Annotated in this window: 17 protein-coding genes; 2 read left to right on the forward strand and 15 right to left on the reverse strand. The window is 60.4% G+C overall.

Going from position 1 to position 18,676, the window contains the following annotated elements:
• Window positions 1–72: 72 nt before the first annotated feature.
• The 11 genes from GIW48_RS07720 to GIW48_RS07770 form a co-directional block, all read right to left on the reverse strand.
• Entirely contained in the window at window positions 73–1,362 is a 1,290-nt protein-coding gene (locus GIW48_RS07720) for an adenylosuccinate synthase (RefSeq protein ID WP_017138458.1), read from the reverse strand.
• 54 nt (window positions 1,363–1,416) lie between these two features.
• Window positions 1,417–2,604, reverse strand: a complete 1,188-nt coding sequence (locus GIW48_RS07725; protein ID WP_170039127.1) for an ATP phosphoribosyltransferase regulatory subunit — start codon at window positions 2,602–2,604, stop codon at window positions 1,417–1,419.
• 292 nt (window positions 2,605–2,896) lie between these two features.
• A complete protein-coding gene (gene hflC / locus GIW48_RS07730) occupies window positions 2,897–3,763 on the reverse strand; it encodes a protease modulator HflC (protein WP_017138460.1) in 867 nt (288 codons plus the stop codon).
• On the reverse strand, window positions 3,763–4,941 hold the full coding sequence (hflK, locus tag GIW48_RS07735) for an FtsH protease activity modulator HflK (protein WP_017138461.1): 1,179 nt from the start codon (window positions 4,939–4,941) through the stop codon (window positions 3,763–3,765). The genes hflC and hflK overlap by 1 nt, the downstream gene beginning before the upstream one ends.
• A gap of 96 nt (window positions 4,942–5,037) precedes the next feature.
• Window positions 5,038–6,339, reverse strand: a complete 1,302-nt coding sequence (hflX, locus tag GIW48_RS07740; RefSeq protein WP_017138462.1) for a ribosome rescue GTPase HflX — start codon at window positions 6,337–6,339, stop codon at window positions 5,038–5,040.
• A gap of 12 nt (window positions 6,340–6,351) precedes the next feature.
• On the reverse strand, window positions 6,352–6,612 hold the full coding sequence (gene hfq / locus GIW48_RS07745) for an RNA chaperone Hfq (protein WP_003188059.1): 261 nt from the start codon (window positions 6,610–6,612) through the stop codon (window positions 6,352–6,354).
• A 93-nt stretch (window positions 6,613–6,705) separates the two neighbouring features.
• Window positions 6,706–7,677 carry a tRNA (adenosine(37)-N6)-dimethylallyltransferase MiaA gene (gene miaA, locus GIW48_RS07750; RefSeq protein ID WP_099548094.1) on the reverse strand — a complete coding sequence of 324 codons (972 nt, stop codon included), beginning with the start codon at window positions 7,675–7,677 and terminating at the stop codon, window positions 6,706–6,708.
• Complete coding sequence (gene mutL / locus GIW48_RS07755) at window positions 7,677–9,590, reverse strand: DNA mismatch repair endonuclease MutL (RefSeq protein ID WP_419789488.1); 1,914 nt, start codon at window positions 9,588–9,590, stop codon at window positions 7,677–7,679. Before mutL ends, miaA begins: the two co-directional genes overlap by 1 nt.
• Window positions 9,590–11,011, reverse strand: coding sequence for an N-acetylmuramoyl-L-alanine amidase (locus GIW48_RS07760; protein ID WP_017138465.1), 1,422 nt, complete (start codon window positions 11,009–11,011; stop codon window positions 9,590–9,592). Before GIW48_RS07760 ends, mutL begins: the two co-directional genes overlap by 1 nt.
• 17 nt (window positions 11,012–11,028) lie before the next feature.
• Window positions 11,029–11,499 carry a tRNA (adenosine(37)-N6)-threonylcarbamoyltransferase complex ATPase subunit type 1 TsaE gene (gene tsaE, locus GIW48_RS07765; RefSeq protein ID WP_170039124.1) on the reverse strand — a complete coding sequence of 157 codons (471 nt, stop codon included), beginning with the start codon at window positions 11,497–11,499 and terminating at the stop codon, window positions 11,029–11,031.
• Window positions 11,487–12,347, reverse strand: a complete 861-nt coding sequence (locus GIW48_RS07770; RefSeq protein ID WP_186617906.1) for an NAD(P)H-hydrate dehydratase — start codon at window positions 12,345–12,347, stop codon at window positions 11,487–11,489. Before GIW48_RS07770 ends, tsaE begins: the two co-directional genes overlap by 13 nt.
• Before the next feature lie 63 nt (window positions 12,348–12,410).
• On the opposite strand from GIW48_RS07770, the gene queG reads away from it, so the two are divergent.
• Complete coding sequence (queG, locus tag GIW48_RS07775; RefSeq protein ID WP_017138468.1) at window positions 12,411–13,475, forward strand: tRNA epoxyqueuosine(34) reductase QueG; 1,065 nt, start codon at window positions 12,411–12,413, stop codon at window positions 13,473–13,475.
• Here queG and GIW48_RS07780 read toward each other — a convergent pair.
• On the reverse strand, window positions 13,472–14,089 hold the full coding sequence (locus GIW48_RS07780) for a trimeric intracellular cation channel family protein (protein WP_169986743.1): 618 nt from the start codon (window positions 14,087–14,089) through the stop codon (window positions 13,472–13,474). The two genes, queG and GIW48_RS07780, sit on opposite strands and share 4 nt — an antisense overlap.
• A 415-nt stretch (window positions 14,090–14,504) precedes the next feature.
• Complete coding sequence (gene orn / locus GIW48_RS07785) at window positions 14,505–15,047, reverse strand: oligoribonuclease (protein ID WP_060767947.1); 543 nt, start codon at window positions 15,045–15,047, stop codon at window positions 14,505–14,507.
• 107 nt (window positions 15,048–15,154) lie between these two features.
• On the opposite strand from orn, the gene rsgA reads away from it, so the two are divergent.
• On the forward strand, window positions 15,155–16,186 hold the full coding sequence (gene rsgA, locus GIW48_RS07790) for a small ribosomal subunit biogenesis GTPase RsgA (RefSeq protein ID WP_003171340.1): 1,032 nt from the start codon (window positions 15,155–15,157) through the stop codon (window positions 16,184–16,186).
• Window positions 16,187–16,641: 455 nt separating this feature from the next.
• Here the strand turns inward: rsgA and motB are convergent, their stop codons facing one another.
• On the reverse strand, window positions 16,642–17,667 hold the full coding sequence (gene motB, locus GIW48_RS07795; protein ID WP_017138471.1) for a flagellar motor protein MotB: 1,026 nt from the start codon (window positions 17,665–17,667) through the stop codon (window positions 16,642–16,644).
• 3 nt (window positions 17,668–17,670) lie between these two features.
• Window positions 17,671–18,522 carry a flagellar motor stator protein MotA gene (gene motA / locus GIW48_RS07800; protein WP_017138472.1) on the reverse strand — a complete coding sequence of 284 codons (852 nt, stop codon included), beginning with the start codon at window positions 18,520–18,522 and terminating at the stop codon, window positions 17,671–17,673.
• Between the last annotated feature and the right edge of the window lie 154 nt (window positions 18,523–18,676).

Below are 18,676 nucleotides of genomic sequence, written 5' to 3' on the forward strand. Positions count from 1 at the left end.
TCGTGCCGATTGCCAGCCAGCCACAAAAAAGGGCTCCCGAAGGAGCCCTTTGCTTTTTACATCAACAGCTTATTAAGCGAACGGGTGACGCAGAACGATGGTCTCGTTGCGGTCCGGGCCTGTCGAAATAATGTCGATCGGCGCGCCGATCAGCTCTTCAACACGCTTGATGTAGGCACGAGCATTGGCCGGCAGTTCTTCCAGGGTTTTGGCGCCCACGGTCGATTCGGTCCAGCCCGGCACTTCTTCGTACACAGGCTGCAGGCCTACGTAGCTGTCAGCGTCGGTCGGTGCAACATCCTTGCCTTCGGCATCTTTGTAGCCGATGCAGATGTTGATGGTTTCCAGGCCGTCGAGAACGTCCAGCTTGGTCAGGCAGATGCCCGAGATGCTGTTCACATCGATAGCGCGGCGCAGGATAACGGCGTCGAACCAGCCGCAACGACGGGCGCGGCCAGTGGTAGCACCGAACTCGTGACCTTGCTTGGCCAGGTGCGCGCCGACTGCGTCGAACAGCTCAGTCGGAAACGGGCCCGAACCCACGCGCGTGGTGTAAGCCTTGGTGATGCCCAGGATGTAGTCCAGGAACATCGGGCCAACGCCCGAACCGGTCGCAACGCCACCCGCGGTGGTGTTGGAGCTGGTCACGTACGGATAGGTGCCGTGATCGATGTCCAGCAACGAACCCTGGGCGCCTTCGAACATGATGTCTTTGCCGGCGCGACGCAGGTCGTGCAGCTCGGCGGTCACGTCCAGCATCAGCGGCTTGAGCAGCTCAGCGTATTCCTTGCACTCAGCCAGAGTCTTTTCGAACTCGATGGCCGGCTCTTTGTAGTAACCCACCAGCATGAAGTTGTGGTAATCCACCAGTTCACGCAGCTTGTCTTCAAAGCGCGGCATGTTGAGCAGGTCGCCCACACGCAGGCCACGACGTGCAACCTTGTCTTCGTAAGCCGGGCCAATGCCGCGACCGGTGGTGCCGATCTTCAGCTCGCCACGCGCCTTTTCACGGGCCTGGTCCAGCGCAACGTGGAAGGACAGGATCAGCGGGCAGGACGGGCTGATACGCAGGCGCTCGCGCACCGGTACGCCTTTCTCTTCCAGCTTGGTGATCTCACGCAGCAGGGCGTCAGGTGCAACCACAACACCGTTGCCGATCAGGCACTGCACGCCTTCGCGCAGCACGCCCGACGGGATCAGGTGCAAAACGGTTTTTTCGCCATCGATGACCAGGGTGTGGCCAGCGTTGTGGCCACCTTGGTAGCGCACTACGGCGGCAGCATGTTCGGTCAGCAGATCAACGATCTTGCCTTTGCCCTCATCACCCCATTGGGTGCCCAGGACTACGACATTCTTACCCATAACACTTGTCCTCATTCGCGCAAACTTGGTGCCGGCGATGGCCGGCAGGAAAACTCAAGAAGCCAGTGGCGATACTTGCCAAAGCCCGTTCTGCAGAATCAATTGCCGGTCGCAGTCCGCTTCACGGGCGGCGGCCAATGGCTGCCCAGGCAAAGCCTGGACAACACGCTGACCCTCACTGCGCAACTGGCAAACCTGCTGCCAGAGTGCTGCGTCCGTACTGTCGGGCATCCAGATGCCACCAGACGGCAGCTCGACCTCAGCACGCCCCAGGGTCACCAGGGTTTTCAAATCGGTAGAAAAGCCAGTCGCCGGACGTGCGCGACCGAAGTCAGCGCCGATATCGTCATAACGACCGCCCTGGGCGATGGCCTGGCCAACACCCGGCACAAAAACGGCAAACACCACACCGGTGTGGTAGTGATAGCCGCGCAACTCACCCAGGTCGAAATACAGCGGCAACTCGGGGAAGCGCGCCGACAACTGCTCGGCAATCGCAAACACATCATCCAGTGCAGCCAATACCGGCGCCGGCGCATTGGCCAGGCGCTCACGGGCAGCCATCAGCACTTCACGGCCACCGCACAGGTTCACCAGTGCGCGCAGCATGTCGGCCAGGTCCGCAGGCACGCCTGCAGTCAGGGCGATGACTTCATCGATCGCCTTGCGCTGCAAGGCATCGAACAACTGTTGCTCCACTTCACCGGACAAACCAGCCGCACGGGCCAGACCACGGTAGATACCAACGTGGCCCAGGTCCATGTGTACATCCGGCACATCGGCCAGTTGCAGCATGGCCAGCATCAGGCTGATCACTTCAACGTCGCTGCTCGGGCTGGCATCACCGTACAACTCGGCGCCCAACTGGATCGGGCTGCGCGAAGACGACAATGCACGCGGCTGAGCATGCAGCACGCTGCCGGCGTAGCACAGGCGGCTCGGGCCTTCGCGGCGCAGGGTGTGCGCATCGATGCGCGCCACCTGCGGCGTGATGTCGGCACGGAAACCCATTTGCCGGCCCGATTGCGGGTCGATGACCTTGAAGGTGCGCAGATCCAGGTCCTGGCCCGCGCCGGTCAGCAGGGATTCCAGGTACTCGATATGGGGGGTCACGACAAACTCGTAACCCCAGCTCTGGAACAGATCCAACACCTGGCGACGCGCTACTTCAATGCGCGCAGCTTCTGGTGGCAGTACTTCTTCGATGCCATCTGGCAGCAGCCAGCGGTCTACCGTTGCCATTACGCCATTCCCCTATGATCCGGGCGGCCAGCCCTCGGCCGAGCCTTGAGTGAAGCAGAAAATACCCACGCTTTGCATAATCCACGCGCAAGAGCGACGTGACGAACGGCCTGCCAGCGGCCTCGTCGGGCACTTTCCTCGAAAAACCTGTGGCGCCTGCCGAATCAAACATGCAGACGCAAAAAAGCCGGGAATTTCCCGGCTGCCGCATCATACACCCGTTTTCTGAAAGGATCACCCCGCCAGGCATTTTAGCCGCCCGACGGAGTGCGCCCTAAGGTCACAGGCTTGGTTACTTGGACTTTTCCAGGTAGCGGAAGAAGTCGCTGCTTGGGTCCAGCACCATGACGTCGGTTTTGTTCGCGAAGCTTTCACGGTAGGCACGCAGGCTACGGTAGAACGCGTAGAACTCCTGGTCCTGGCCGTAAGCCTTGGCGTAGATCGCCGCAGCTTGAGCGTCGCCGTCACCACGAGCCTCTTCAGACTCGCGATAAGCCTCTGCCAGCAGTACACGGCGCTGACGGTCGGCATCCGCACGGATACCTTCAGCCAACTCGTTACCTTTGGCGCGGTGCTCACGGGCTTCACGCTCACGCTCGGTGCTCATACGCTCGAACACGCTGCGGTTCACTTCCTTCGGCAGGTCGATAGCCTTGACCCGGACATCAACCACTTCAATGCCCAACTCTTTTTCTGCCATCGTGTTCAGCGAACGGGTGATGTCAGCCATCAGCGCATCACGTTCACCGGATACCACCTCGTGCAGGGTGCGTTTACCAAACTGGTCACGCAGGCCCGATTCCAGACGGCGCGACAAACGCTCGTCGGCAATCTGCTTGAGGCCGGAGGTCGCGGTGTAGAAGCGCTCGGCATCCTTGACGCGCCACTTGGCGTAGGCGTCAACCATCACGGCTTTCTTTTCCAGGGTGAGGAAGCGTTGTGTCGGTGCATCCAGGGTCATCAGGCGGCCGTCGAACTTACGCACCTGGTTCACGTAGGGGACTTTCACATGCAGGCCCGGCTGGACATCCGCCTGCACCACACGACCGAATTGCAGCAACACCGCGCGCTCGGTCTGAGACACGATGTAGAAGCAGTTCCAGGCAGCGATGACCACGACGACGCCCACAATCAGGGCGGTCAGCGATTTATTGCTCATCAACGACTCTCCCTGGTACGTGTTTGCTGTTGCAGCAAGTCAGCGGCCGCACGGGCGCTCGCTTCGTTGGCAGCGGCATTCGAGCTGCTGGACGGTGCGCTGGTGCCGCTACGACCACCTTCGATCATCTTGTCCAGCGGCAGGTACAGCAGGTTGTTCTGCCCACCTTTGCTGCCGGTCACGAGAACCTTGCTGGTGTTGCTGAAAACTTCCTGCATGGTGTCCAGGTACAGACGCTCACGCGTGACTTCCGGAGCCTTGCGGTACTCGGCAACCAGTTTGGTGAAGCGATCCGCCTCACCCTTGGCGCGGGAGACCACTTCGTCGCGGTAACCGTTGGCATCTTCAAGGATACGCTGGGCCTGACCACGGGCTTCCGGTACGACACCGTTGGCGTAGGTTTCAGCCTGGTTGCGCGAACGCTGCTCGTCTTCACGGGCGCGGATCACGTCATCAAAGGCTTCCTGCACTTCGCGCGGTGCAGCTGCGCTCTGTACGTTCACCTGAGTGACGGTGATGCCGGTGCGGTAGGTATCGAGGAACCGCTGCAGGCGCTCCTTGATCTCGCTGGCCATCAATTCACGACCTTCGGTCAGCACCTGGTCCATGGCGGTGGAACCCACCACATGGCGCAGGGCACTTTCGGTTGCGTGTTGCAGGCTGATTTCCGGCTGATCAACGTTCAGCACGAAGTCCTGCAGGTTGCTGATCTTGTACTGCACGGTCAGTGGCACTTCGACGATGTTCTCGTCTTCGGTCAGCATCTGGCCCTGCTTGGTGTAGGCACGCTCACGCGTGACGTTCTCCATGTACTTCTTGTCGATCGGCGGGAAATAGATGTTCAGGCCTGGCCCGACAGTCTCGTAGTACTTGCCGAAGCGCAGCACAACAGCCTGCTCCTGCTCGTCCACCACGTACACGGCGCTGTACAGCCACACGGCTGCGAGCACGACAAGCCCGAGGCCCAGCAGGCCATAGCCGCCGCCCTTGCTTGTGCGACCGCCGTCGTCACCACCACCACGTTTTTTTCCACCACCGAACAACCCATTCAGGCTTTCCTGCAGCTTTCGGAAGGCCTCGTCGAGATCTGGTGGCCCCTTGCGGTCGCCATTATTGCGGCGTTTACCACCCCAAGGATCCTGATTATTCGAGTTGCCACCCGGCTCATTCCAAGCCATAGCGCTCTCCATCTGATAAAGCAAAGACGCACCCACGGCGCGCCGACCAATGCTACAGAATGCCTGCTACTGCGGCACAACCGCTTTCGGAGGCTTTTATTGCAAAGTGTGTTGTTCGATGAACTCTGTCGGTACCACACCTTCACGGCTGACCAGCCGATTCAGCTCCGAGCGCGGCAATCGAACGGCCAGCAAGCTGACACCTTCTTCGTCGTATTCTTCTTTCTGTACGGCGCCCAGTTCGAAAAACTGTGCACGCAGTCGAGCAAAACGTTGCGGCAAGCGCAAGGTGCCGACAAACAAATCGCTGCCCAGCAGTTCGGCAATCGCTTGTTCAAGCAACTCCAGACCACTGCCATCGCGCGCCGACAGCCATACCCGCTGGGGCTTGCCGTCTTCATCGCGCTGGATTTGCGGCTCAACGCCCTCAAGCAAATCGAGTTTGTTATAGACCTCGAGGATCGGCAAGTCTTGTGCACCAATCTCGCCCAGCACCACCATCACTTGCTCGATCTGCAACATGCGATCCGGTTCGGCCGCATCGATCACGTGCAACAGCAGGTCGGAATTGCTCGACTCTTCGAGCGTAGACCGAAATGCCTCGACCAGCTTGTGGGGCAAATGACGAATGAAACCTACTGTGTCGGCCAGGACAATCGGCCCCAGGTCGTCGATATCCAAACGGCGCAAGGTCGGGTCAAGGGTGGCGAACAGTTGGTCGGCCGCGTAAACGTCCGATTTCGTCACGTTGTTGAACAGCGTGGATTTGCCGGCGTTGGTATAGCCCACCAGGGACACGGTAGGGATATCCGCACGCGAGCGGCCACGGCGTGATTGTTCGCGCTGGCTGCGTACTTTTTCCAGGCGGCCCTTGATCTGGCGCAGGCGCACCCGCAGCAGACGGCGGTCGGTTTCCAGCTGGGTTTCACCCGGGCCGCGCATGCCGATGCCACCACCCTGGCGTTCAAGGTGAGTCCAGCCGCGTACCAACCGGGTGCTCATGTGGTCAAGCTGGGCCAGTTCTACCTGGAGCTTGCCTTCATGGGTACGGGCGCGCTGGGCGAAAATATCGAGAATCAGACCGGTGCGGTCGATCACGCGACACTCGAAAACACGTTCGAGGTTACGTTCCTGACTGGGCGTGAGGGTGTGATTGAAGATCACCAGATCGGCTTCTTCGGCGTGAACCAGGTCGCGCAGCTCCTCGACCTTGCCGCTGCCTATCAGGTATTTGGCGGTTGGCCGATGACGCGGTACGTTAAAAAACGCAACGGTCTCGGCGCCGGCCGAATTTGCCAACTCCTGAAACTCCTGCGGATCTTCGCGCGCCTCAGGGTCCTGTCCATCCAAGTGAACGAGGATTACTCGCTCACCACCACCGTGGCGCTCAAAGAACAAAGGAGACTCCTATCAGGCGTTACCTGGCTCAGCGTCACCCTGTTCATCACCTGCTGCGCTAGGCAGACGGATTGGACGAACTGGAACGACTGTCGAGATAGCGTGCTTGTAAACCATCTGGCTGACGGTGTTTTTCAGCAGGATCACGAACTGGTCGAACGACTCGATCGTGCCTTGCAGCTTGATACCGTTAACCAGGTAGATGGAAACCCCAACTTTCTCTTTACGTAAAGTATTCAAGTAAGGGTCTTGTAGCGAATGCCCTTTTGACATGTGCCGCACTCCTTTAAGGATCAATAATAAAATTCGGAAAATAGATAGCTTATGGCCGTCACACCCCCAAGGATAGACGGCAATTGCAAGGACTCAGCTCAATATGGAGACCGATCCCAAGTATTTCAAGGCGCGTGACAGATTGTCGCTGTCCAGGCTGTCCAACCAGTGCAACTCGCTCCAGCTGCGCAGCCAGGTGAACTGGCGCTTCGCCAATTGGCGCGTGGCAATGATGCCGCGCTCCTGCATTTCGGCTGACGTCAGCTTGCCATCCAGGTGTTCCCAGACTTGGCGGTAGCCTACAGCACGTATCGAAGGCAACCCGGCATGCAGGTCACCTCTGGAACGCAGTGCTACGACCTCGTCCACAAACCCCTGTTCCAACATAATTGTGAATCTTTGTGCAATTCGTTCATGCAACACCTGGCGATTTGCCGGAGCAATGGCCAGATTCGCCACAGTATAGGGCAATTGTGACTGTCCAGATGCGCCTGCATCAGCACTTTGCGCAGTTTGTTTCAGCCTGTGTTCAGTCATGGTCTGGCCGCTCACCCGCCAGACTTCCAGGGCGCGACTGAGGCGCTGGGGGTCATTGGGGTGAATGCGCGCAGCGGAAACCGGGTCGACTGCCGCCAACTGGTCGTGCAGGGCTTGCCAGCCAAGGCGTGCAGCCTCTTCTTCAATTTCGCCACGCACCTGGGCGTCGGCCGCAGGCATATCCGCCAAGCCTTCCTGCAAAGCCTTGTAATAGAGCATCGTACCGCCCACCAGCAGCGGAATATTGCCCCGCGCGGTGATCTCGGCCATGGCGGCCAGGGCATCGGCACGGAAATCGGCGGCGGAATAGCTCTCGGCCGGGTCGATGATGTCAATCAACCGGTGCGGATACTGTGCCAACAGTTCTTTTGAAGGCTTGGCCGTGCCGATGTCCATGTCCCGGTAAACCAGGGCAGAGTCGACGCTGATCAGCTCGCAAGGCAGCACTTTGGTCAGCTCGATGGCCAGGTCGGTCTTGCCGGCGGCCGTAGGGCCCATCAGGAAGATGGCGGGGGGCAAGGCACTCATCAACGGCCGCGCAAGAACAGTTTGTCCAAGTCGTCCAGGCCCATTTGGGTCCAGGTCGGTCGGCCATGGTTGCATTGCCCGCTGCGCTCGGTGTTTTCCATGTCGCGCAGCAAACCGTTCATTTCCGGCAACGCCAGGCGGCGGTTGGCGCGGATTGCACCGTGGCAGGCCATGGTACCGAGCAGTTCGTTGATATGTGCCTGGATGCGATCGCTGGTGCCGTATTCCATCAGGTCGGCCAGCACGTCGGCGACCAGGCGGTTGGCTTCGGCTTGCTTGAGCAAGGCGGGAATCTGGCGAATAGCCAGGGTTTCCGGACCCAGGCGTTGCAGTTCGAAGCCCAGCTTCTGGAACACGCCGTGGTGCTCCTCGGCGCAATCGGCTTCACGCTGGCTCACCGCCAGGGATTCCGGCACCAACAACGGCTGGCCGCTCAGACCTTCACTGGCCATGGCGATCTTCAAGCGCTCGTACATGATCCGTTCGTGGGCGGCATGCATGTCCACCAGTACCAGGCCGTGGGCGTTTTCGGACAGGATATAAATGCCCTTGAGCTGCGCCAGCGCATAACCCAAAGGCGGAATATCACCGCCGCCCTCAGGCAATGCCACAGCGCCCGGCTCGGCCCCCGGCAGCGGTGCAAAAAATTCGCGATAGGCCGCCTGGGCCTCGGCTACCGGCACAGTCGACTGCGGGCGTGGCGTGTATTGGTACTGATAACCCGCGCCCGCACCGGACCCTGGCGCGGTGTAGGAAGGCTGCGGCTGCGGCGATTGCAGCAGGTTGGCCGCCAGGCTCATTTCGCCCTGAGGCCCGAACTCGCCAGCCTCCGGACCGCTCGGCCTTACCGCCGCCGTCACAATCGGCGCTGACAACTGATCATCCGGGCGCACATCGCCCAAGGCGCGGTGCAGCGTGCCGTAGAGGAAGTCATGCACCATGCGCCCGTCACGGAAGCGCACTTCGTGCTTGGTCGGGTGCACGTTGACGTCGACCACCGACGGGTCGACTTCAAAGAACAGCACAAACGTCGGGTGCCGCCCGTTGAACAGCACATCGCGATACGCCTGGCGCACCGCGTGGGCCACCAGTTTGTCGCGTACCGCACGGCCATTCACAAAGAAATACTGCAAGTCCGCCTGGCTGCGGGAGAAGGTCGGCAAACCGACCCAGCCCCACAGGCGCAAGCCATTGCGCTCGATTTCAATCGGCAGCGCCTGCTCAAGGAAGCCTGCGCCGCAGATCGCCGAGACCCGCCGAGCGCGCGCGGCGTCGTCATGGGCTTCGTGCAGGCTGAGGATGGTTTTGCCGTTGTGGCGTAAATGGAACGCCACATCAAAACGCGCCAACGCCAGGCGCTTGATGACTTCTTGCAGGTGATCGAATTCGGTTTTTTCGGCCTTGAGGAACTTGCGTCGCGCGGGCGTGTTGAAAAACAGGTCGCGAACTTCAACCGACGTCCCCACCGGGTGCGCGGCCGGCTGCACACGAGGCGCCATGTCACGGCCTTCGGTTTCCACCTGCCAGGCTTGCTCGGCGCTGCGGGTGCGCGAAGTCAGGGTCAGGCGTGCTACGGAGCTGATAGAGGCCAATGCCTCACCGCGAAAACCCAGGCTCATTACCCGCTCAAGGTCTTCAAGGTCGCGAATCTTGCTGGTGGCGTGACGAGCCAGGGCCAGCGGCAGGTCATCCGAGGAAATCCCGCTGCCGTCGTCGCGAACCCGCAGCAGCTTGACGCCGCCCTGCTCCACATCGACATCAATGCGCTTGGCACCGGAGTCGATACTGTTTTCCAGCAATTCCTTGATCACCGACGCCGGGCGCTCAACCACCTCACCCGCAGCAATCTGGTTGGCGAGGCGCGGGCTGAGCAGTTCGATGCGCGAGCCACTGTTCAATAAGGAGTCGCTCATTACTGCGCCGCCAATTCAGTGCCAGGGATGGTCAACACCTGACCGACTTTCAACTCATCGGTCTTCAGGTTGTTGGCGCTGCGCAAGGTCGCGGCAGATACCTGGAAACGCACGGCCAGCATGGCCAGCGTGTCGCCGGGTTGCACGCGATGGTCACGCGGGCCTTGGGCGATTTTGCCGGAATCACGCAGCCAGGCAATGTAGGTACCCGGCGGCGGGTTCTGCTGGAAGAACTGGCGAATACCGGCGCTGATCGAACGCGCCAGCGCCTGCTGGTGATTGGCGCTGGCCAGCTTCGAGGCTTCGTTGGAGTTGGAGATAAACCCGGTTTCCACCAGGATCGACGGGATATCCGGCGACTTCAACACCATAAACCCGGCCTGCTCCACGCGTTGTTTGTGCAGGGACGTCACGCGGCCAATGTTGCTGAGGACTTTTTGGCCGACGTTCAAGCTGGAGGTCAGCGAAGCGGTCATCGACAAGTCGAGCAGTACACCGGCGAGCATTTTGTCCTTGTCGTCGAGGGACACGTTGCCGGCCCCGCCGATCAGGTCGGAACGGTTTTCACTGTCGGCCAGCCAGCGTGCGGTCTCGGACGTGGCGCCACGATCCGACAAGGCAAACACCGAGGCACCGAAGGCAGCGGTTGATGGCGCGGCGTCGGCATGGATCGACACAAACAGGTCTGCACCCTTCTTGCGGGCGATTTCGGTACGGCCACGCAGCGGGATGAAGTAGTCGCCGGTACGGGTCAGCTCGGCGCGATAACCTTTCATGCCATTAACCTGGCGCTGCAGTTCACGGGCGATGGCCAGTACCACATCTTTTTCATGCTGGCCGCGCGAGCCGGAGGCGCCCGGGTCTTCGCCGCCGTGGCCGGCGTCGATCACCACAATAATGTCGCGCTTGCCCGCAGGCGCAGGTGGTGGCGGCGGCAACTTGACCTGCGGCTGCGACGGGTTGACCGGCACGGCCGGAACAGTCGCAACGCTTGGGGTTGGCGCAGGCGGCGGTGCAGCGTCGGCGGCGTTGTCGAACAGGTCGACCACCAACCGATTGCCGTATTGGGCATTAGGCGCCAGCACAAAGCTTTTCGGGGTCACGGCCTTTTTCAGGTCGATGACCACACGCAGGTCCGTCGGCGTGCGCTGGGCCGAGCGCATCGCGGTGATCGGGGTATTGGCGGTTGAGACTTTCAGCGGCGCGCCGAGGGTGGCGCCGTTGATGTCGATCACCAGCCGATCGGGCGCCGTCAGGGTAAAGACGCTGTGCTGGACCGGGCCAGACAGGTCGAACACCAGTCGCGTGTTATCCGGCGCTCGCCACAGGCGAACACTTTTCACCTGTGAAGCAGCCAGAGCATTGAAAGTCATTGCCGCAAGCAACACCCCTACGACAGCAACCATCGCGCGAAAGCGCATACCTAACCCCACCAATTTTATTTGAATTCCAATGCCAGGGCCGCGCACCAAGACTGGCCGCGCGCACTCTGGGGCAACAACTTCAGCTGACGTCCATGCTCATGCGGCGTAATGGTAATGGTCAGGTCCGGCTTTGGCAAAAAGCCTGTGCCTTTATCTGGCCACTCGATCAAGCACAGTGCGTCTTCATCGAAGTAATCACGGATACCCATGTACTCCAGTTCTTCGGGGTCGACCAGCCGATACAGGTCGAAATGGAAGGCGCGAACTGCACCGATCTCGTAGGGTTCGACCAAGGTGAACGTCGGGCTTTTTACCGCGCCCGTGTGGCCCAACCCACGAATTATCCCTCGCGACAGCGTGGTTTTGCCCGCGCCCAGGTTCCCTTCAAGGAATATCAGTCCTGCGCCGGCCGTAACCTGTGCAATACGCTGACCCAACGCAACCATGGCGTCTTCATCAGCCAGAAAAAGGCTTACTTCAGGCACGGCGACTGCTCCTCCAGCAATTGACGAATGGCAGGTATCAGGTCGCTGGCGGCCAGGCCGCGACCATAAGTGCCTTGGCGATCCCCCGCCGTGGCGTGCAACCACACAGCCAGGCAACTTGCCTCATAGGCGGGCATGCCCTGGGCCAGCAATGCACCCACCAAGCCGCTCAGCACATCACCCAAACCGGCCGTCGCCATCGCCGGGTGACCTTGGTCACAGCGCGAAACACGGCCGTCCGGGCTGGCAATCAAACTGCCAGCACCCTTGAGGATAGCCACTGCATTGAATTTCTGGCTTAACGCGCGCGCCACGTTAAGGCGATCGGCCTGAACCGCGGCTGTCGTGATGCCCATCAACCGCGCCGCCTCGCCGGGATGCGGCGTGATCACGCTGCTGGCCGGCAGGCTTACACCGCCTGCGGCCAACTGGTTCAAGGCGTCAGCATCCCAAACTTGCGGCTGCTGGGCGTTGGCGGCAACCGACAACAGGCTTTTGCCCCAGGACGCTGCGCCCAGGCCGGGGCCGATAACAATCACCGAGATTTTTTCCAGCAGCCCCATCAACTGATTGGCCGAACTGACGCCGACGGTCATCACCTCCGGCAAGCGTGTGAGTGCGGCTGGCACGTGTTCCGGGCGAGTCGCCAACGAAACCATGCCTGCGCCACTGCGCAAGGCGCTTTCGGCGCTGAGCAGCCCGGCACCGCCAAAGCCATGGTCGCCGCCGATGACCAGCAGGTGACCGAACTGGCCTTTATGGGCGTCCGGGGAACGTGCAGCCAGTTGCGGCAAATGGCCGTGCAACAGCGGCTGTACGTCGGTAATTGTGTGTTTTGTCTGCGGCATGCGTCTTCAAGCTCCGATGTCTGGCAGAATTATACGCATCTAACCTGTGGTTTCCCGTGTCTCATGCCTGCAATTACTTCCGATCTGCCCGCCCTCGCCCAATCGATCAAAGACTGGGGCCGCGAGCTGGGCTTTCAACAAGTCGGCATCAGCGGCCTGGACCTGGCCGAGCATGAGCAGCACCTGCAACGCTGGCTCGACGCGGGCTACCACGGCGAGATGGAATACATGGGCGCCCATGGCAGCAAACGCTCGCACCCCGATGAACTGGTGCCGGGCACGCTGCGTGTAGTTTCGCTGCGCATGGATTATCTGCCAGGCGACACGCAAATGGCGCAGTTGCTGGCCAAGCCAGAAAAAGCCTACATCTCCCGTTACGCCTTGGGCCGCGATTACCACAAGCTGATCCGCAAGCGCGTGCAACAACTGGCCGACCGTATCCAGGCACAGATCGGCCCGTTCGGCTTTCGCGCCTTTGTCGACAGCGCGCCCGTTTTGGAAAAAGCCATTGCCGAACAAGCTGGCCTCGGCTGGATCGGCAAAAACACCCTGGTACTCAATCGCAAGGCCGGCAGCTATTTCTTTTTAAGCGAACTGTTTGTCGATTTGCCGTTGCCCGTGGACGCGCCTCACGTCACCGAGCATTGCGGCCGCTGCACCGCATGCCTGGATATCTGCCCCACCAATGCCTTCGTCGGCCCTTATGTGCTCGACGCGCGGCGCTGCATTTCCTACCTGACCATCGAGCTCAAGAGTGCGATCCCCGAGGACCTGCGCCCACTGATCGGCAATCGAGTGTTCGGCTGCGATGACTGTCAGATCGTTTGCCCGTGGAATCGTTTCGCCCGATCCACGGCCGAAAGCGATTTCAAGCCACGGCACAATCTGGATAACGCAGAACTGGCCGAATTGTTTATGTGGGACGAGGATAAATTCCTCAGCAACACAGAAGGCTCGCCCCTGCGTCGTGCCGGGTATGAGCGCTGGCTGCGCAACCTGGCAGTGGGCCTGGGCAACGCGCCGTCAAGCATTCCGGTACTCGAAGCCTTGAAAGCACGTCGCGATTATCCGTCCGAACTGGTGCGCGAACATGTGGAATGGGCGCTGAACCAGCACGCTACGCGCTAGTGCACGTCGTCGTTGTAGACGAACTTGGGCATTTCCCAGTGAAAACGTATCGCCAGCAGCCGCAATAAAAAGCCGCTGAACAAAGTCAGCAGAATCGCCTGCTCGCTGGGCAGTTGCAGATACAGGCACAGCATGTAGAACCAGGCCGCGAGGAACGACACGCTGGCGTACAACTCGCGGCGAAAGATCAGCGGGATGTCGTTACAGAAGATATCGCGCAGGATGCCGCCGAATACGCCCGTGATCACGCCGCTGACTGAAGCCACCAGCATGCCGTGACCCATTTCCAAAGCAGTCATGCAGCCGATCAGGGTAAACGCCACCAGGCCCAAGGCGTCCAGCGCCAGGAACAGCGAGCGCAGACGGCGCATCAGCGGTGCAATAAAGATCGTCACCAGCGCGGCGATCGAGGTCAGCACCAGGTATTCCGGGTGTTTGACCCACGTCAGCGGGTAATGCCCCAACAGTACATCGCGCACCGAACCGCCGCCCAGCGCCGTGACGCAGGCGATCAGCACCACGCCAAACCAGTCCATCCCACGGCGCCCGGCGGACAGCGCGCCGGTCATGGCTTCAGCGGTGATGGCGATGAGGTAGAGCATCAACAGCATGATGGCGATCCTTGCGAATAGGCGCGCATTCTAATCATTGGGTGATGGCACCAAAAGGGGGCGCATGGCGAAAGACCGTATCGACAGCATCGCAGGCAAGCCAGCTCCCACATTTGAATGTGTTCACAAGTCAAAGTGTGGGAGCTGGCTTGCCTGCGATAGGGCCTGGTATCTACACAACTTGAAGGCATCCAGATTTCCCTGTGGCGAGCAGGCTTGCCCTGCGTTGGGCTGCGAAGCGGCCCCAGTAAAGACACTGCAATTTTCCTGAAAGAACTCAGCGTCTGGATTTGGGGCTGCTTCGCAGCCCAACGCAGGGCAAGCCTGCTCGCCACAACAGCCCACTTACCACAGAGTTTGTTTCAACCGGCTGCGTAGACACCAATGCTGCAATGGGGCCAGAGCAGGCGCCACAGATTCAAGCCTTGATGAAATGCTTGCGGTAATGCTGCAACTCGGCGATCGACTCGCGAATGTCATCCAGCGCCAAATGCGTGCTGCCTTTGTGGAAGCTGTCCTTGACCTCCGGCGCCCAGCGCGCCGCCAGCTCTTTGAGCGTGGACACATCCAGATTGCGGTAGTGGAAGTAGCTTTCCAGCCCCTTCATGTGCGTATAAAGGAAGCGACGATCCTGGCAGATGCTGTTGCCGCAGATCGGCGACTTGCCCTTGGGCACCCACTTTTCCAGGAAGGCGATGGTTTCAGCTTCGGCCTCAGCCATGCTGATGCGGCTCTCGCGCACGCGCTGGGTCAGGCCCGAGTTGCCGTGGGTGCGGGTATTCCACTCGTCCATGGTGGCCAGTACAGCGTCGCTGTGATGGATGGCGATCACCGGACCTTCGGCCAAGGTGTTGAGGTTGCTGTCGGTGACAATGGTCGCCATCTCGATGATGACGTCGGTGTCGGGGTTCAGACCGGTCATTTCCAGATCGATCCAAATCAGGTTCTGTGGGTTTTGCATGGCTTGATTCTCTTGGCCCTTGGCTTAGCTGCGCAGTTTAGCAGGCGGGGGCGTGCTAGACTCGCGACCGTTTTACCCAACCTTTGCATTATCGACACGGAACACCAATGGCCAAACGCCAGCTCAATCGCCGCCAAAACTGGCGCATCGAAAAGATTCAAGGCGAACGCGCCGCTCGCGCCGCCAAACGTGAATCCTCCGCCGTGGAAGCGCTCGAGGGCGGCGACCTGGGGCCTGAACAAACGGGCCTGGTGATCGCGCACTTCGGCGTGCAGGTCGAAGTCGAGGCGCTCGAGGGCGAACTCGCAGGCTCGGTGTCGCGCTGCCACCTGCGCGCCAACCTGCCTGCGCTGGTCACCGGCGACAAGGTCGTGTGGCGTGCCGGCAACCAGGGCATCGGCGTGATCGTCGCCCAATTGCCGCGCACCACCGAACTACGCCGCCCCGACAGTCGTGGCCAGCTCAAGCCTGTGGCGGCCAACGTTGACATGATCGTGATCGTGTTCGCACCGCTGCCCGAGCCGCATGCCAACCTGATCGACCGCTACCTGGTCGCAGCCGAGCATGCCGGCATTCGCCCGCTGCTGCTGCTGAACAAATTCGACCTGATCGACGAGCAGAACGCCCCGGCGCTCAACGCGTTGCTGGCGGTCTACCGCACCCTGGGTTACCCGGTGCTGGAAGTGTCGGCGCATCACGGCAATGGCATGGAACAACTGCAACAGCAGTTGGACGGGCGCATCAGTGTGTTCGTCGGCCAGTCTGGCGTGGGCAAGTCATCGCTGGTCAACAGCCTGCTGCCGGAAGTCGACACCCGTGTCGGCCCGCTGTCGGAACTGTCCGGCCAGGGTACCCACACCACCACCACCGCGCGGTTGTTCCACTTCCCCGGCGGCGGTGAGTTGATCGACTCCCCAGGCATCCGTGAATTCGGCCTCGGCCACGTCAGCCGCAGCGATGTGGAAGCGGGCTTCATCGAGTTCAACGACCTGATCGGCACCTGCCGCTTCCGCGACTGCAAACACGACCGCGAGCCGGGCTGTGCGTTGCTCAAGGCCCTGGAAGATGGGCGCGTGCAGCAGCAGCGAATGAACAGCTATCGGTCGATTATTGCGAGCTTGCCGGAGAGCAGCTACTAACGATCCACTTCTTGATACACATAAACCAGTGTACTGAAGCCCCTAGTCCATTGATTTAATAGGAGCAGGCATCAAGAATCCGGACCAACTGGGTGGCTCATACGCACAAGCCAGCTTGTATTCGGATTTCTCGATGCGCATAATTGCTCCGTCACCAGCGAAAGCTGGCAGGAGTCTGGATCCTTTTCGGGGTTGATCCAGCGGCGCAGAAGGGGCGAAGCAAGCTCCACTGCGCGTCGAATGAAGCCGCCTTCGGGCGGCTTTGCTTTTTGTGGGGCATTAACAACTGCACAGAAAGACTCGCTCCAAGGGCCGGGAGTACTTCGTGCCGCGCCTGTGCGTGGAGGACATGCGAGGTGTCATCAGCGGCGTCAAAGCCTACCTTCCTCTCTGAACACAAATGAAAACGCCCCGACATAGTCGGGGCGTTTTCATTTACAACCAACAAAGACCGCTTACGAACCCGGCGTTGGCGCAGGCGCCGTAGGGTCTTTCACCCCGCCGTCATCAAACAGGTTCAGCTTCTGCCGCAGCTCATGGGCCGGCAGCGGCTCCTGCCCTGGCGGAATAGCATTCGGATCTGCCGGCACTTCACCCGGAGCGCCTTCGCCCTGGGTCGGCGCCGCAGGTGGCGGCTGATCACCTTCAATCGCACGCTGGGCTTTTTTAGTCAGCACCACGATATCGATACGGCGGTTGATCGGGTTGAACGGGTCTTTAGGGTCAAACAACTGCGAGGACGCAAACCCCACCACGCGCGCCACTTGCGGGTCGGGATAGCTGCCCGCCACCAGCGCACGACGGGCGGCATTGGCGCGGTTGGCCGAAAGCTCCCAGTTGCCGAAGTCGCCTTGGCCCGCATAGGGCTTGGCGTCGGTATGACCGCTGATGCTGATCTTGTTCGGCACCGCCTTGATGGTGTCGGCCATGGCCAGCAGGATATCTTCGAAGTACGGCTTCAAGCGCGCACTGCCGGAGTCGAACATCGGCCGATTGGCCGCATCGGTGATCTGGATGCGCAAGCCTTCGGGGGTGATCTCGAAGGAAATCTGATCCTTGAACTTCAGCAGCTGCGGGTTTTCTTCGACCTTGGTCTGCAGTTCCTGCAGCAACAACTCCAGGCGCTCTTTCTCGACCTGCTCGGCCATGCTCTCGACGGTGTCGCGCTCGATCGGGATATTTTCCTGCGGCGACTCGGTCTTGACCTCGGGGTTGATGGTGCGCTCAGGCGCCAGTTGCGGTGAGCCGCCCAGGTCGATCACGAAGGGCGTGCCGCTTTCCGAAAAACCAATCGGGTCTTTGAAGTAACCGGCAATGGCGATCTTCTGCTCGGGCGTGGCGGTCGACATCAGCCACAGCACCAGGAAGAACGCCATCATCGCCGTGGCAAAGTCGGCGAAGGCGATTTTCCAGGCGCCGCCATGGTGCCCCGCAGCGAAGCGCTTGACGCGCTTGATGATTATCGGCTGGTTGTTTTCCATGACTTAGCGACCGCGAACCGCTTGTTCCAGCTCGGCAAAACTTGGGCGATGTTTCGGGTACAGCACCTTGCGCCCGAACTCCACCGCCAGCGATGGCGGCATGCCGGACGCCGAAGCCACCAGGCAGGCCTTGATCGCTTCGTACAAATTCACTTCTTCCTTGGCATCGTGGGCCAGGGACGTGGCCAGTGGGCCGAAGAAACCGTAGGCCGCGAGGATACCGAAGAAGGTACCGACGAGGGCCGCGCCCACGTGCATGCCGATAGCCTTCTGGTCGCCCTCACCCAGGGATGCCATGGTCACCACAATGCCCAGTACCGCCGCAACGATACCAAAACCGGGCATGCCGTCAGCGACGCCGGTCACGGCGTGGGAAGGATGTTCCAGCTCTTCCTTCAGGCTGAACAGCTCCATGTCGAACAGCCCTTCGAGCTCGTGCGGGGCCATGTTGCCGGAGGACATGATGCGCAGGTAGTCACAGATGTAGGCGGTCATGCGCTCATCTTTGAGCACGGCCGGGTACTTGGCGAAAATCGGGCTGGCGGCAGCGTCTTCGATGTCGCCTTCGATGGCCATCATGCCTTCGCGGCGGCTCTTGTTGAGGATCTCGTAGATCAGCCCCAGCACTTCAAGATAGAACGTGTGAGAGAAGCGTGAGCTGAACATGCCCAGCGACTTTTTGATCACGTGCATGGTCATGTAGCCGGGGTTGGCCTGCAGGAAAGCACCAAACGCGGCGCCGCCGATGATCAGCACTTCGAAGGGCTGGATCAGCGCGGCAATTTTACCGTGGGACAGGACGTACCCACCGAGCACACTTGCGATGACGACGATGATGCCGATAATTTTAGCCATAGGAGATTGGTACTTGCGCCGTCGGGTTCATGGACATAGTGGGTGCTGCAGAAAACTCTTGTTCTACTTATCGGCAAAACTGCGCCAGACTATAGCCCGTTAAGGCGAAAAGCCAATTCGGCCCGTTCCGGGCGTGTAGAACGCAAGTGATGAT

The organism is Pseudomonas sp. PA-6-3C, from assembly GCF_021605825.1.
GTDB lineage: Bacteria > Pseudomonadota > Gammaproteobacteria > Pseudomonadales > Pseudomonadaceae > Aquipseudomonas > Aquipseudomonas edaphica.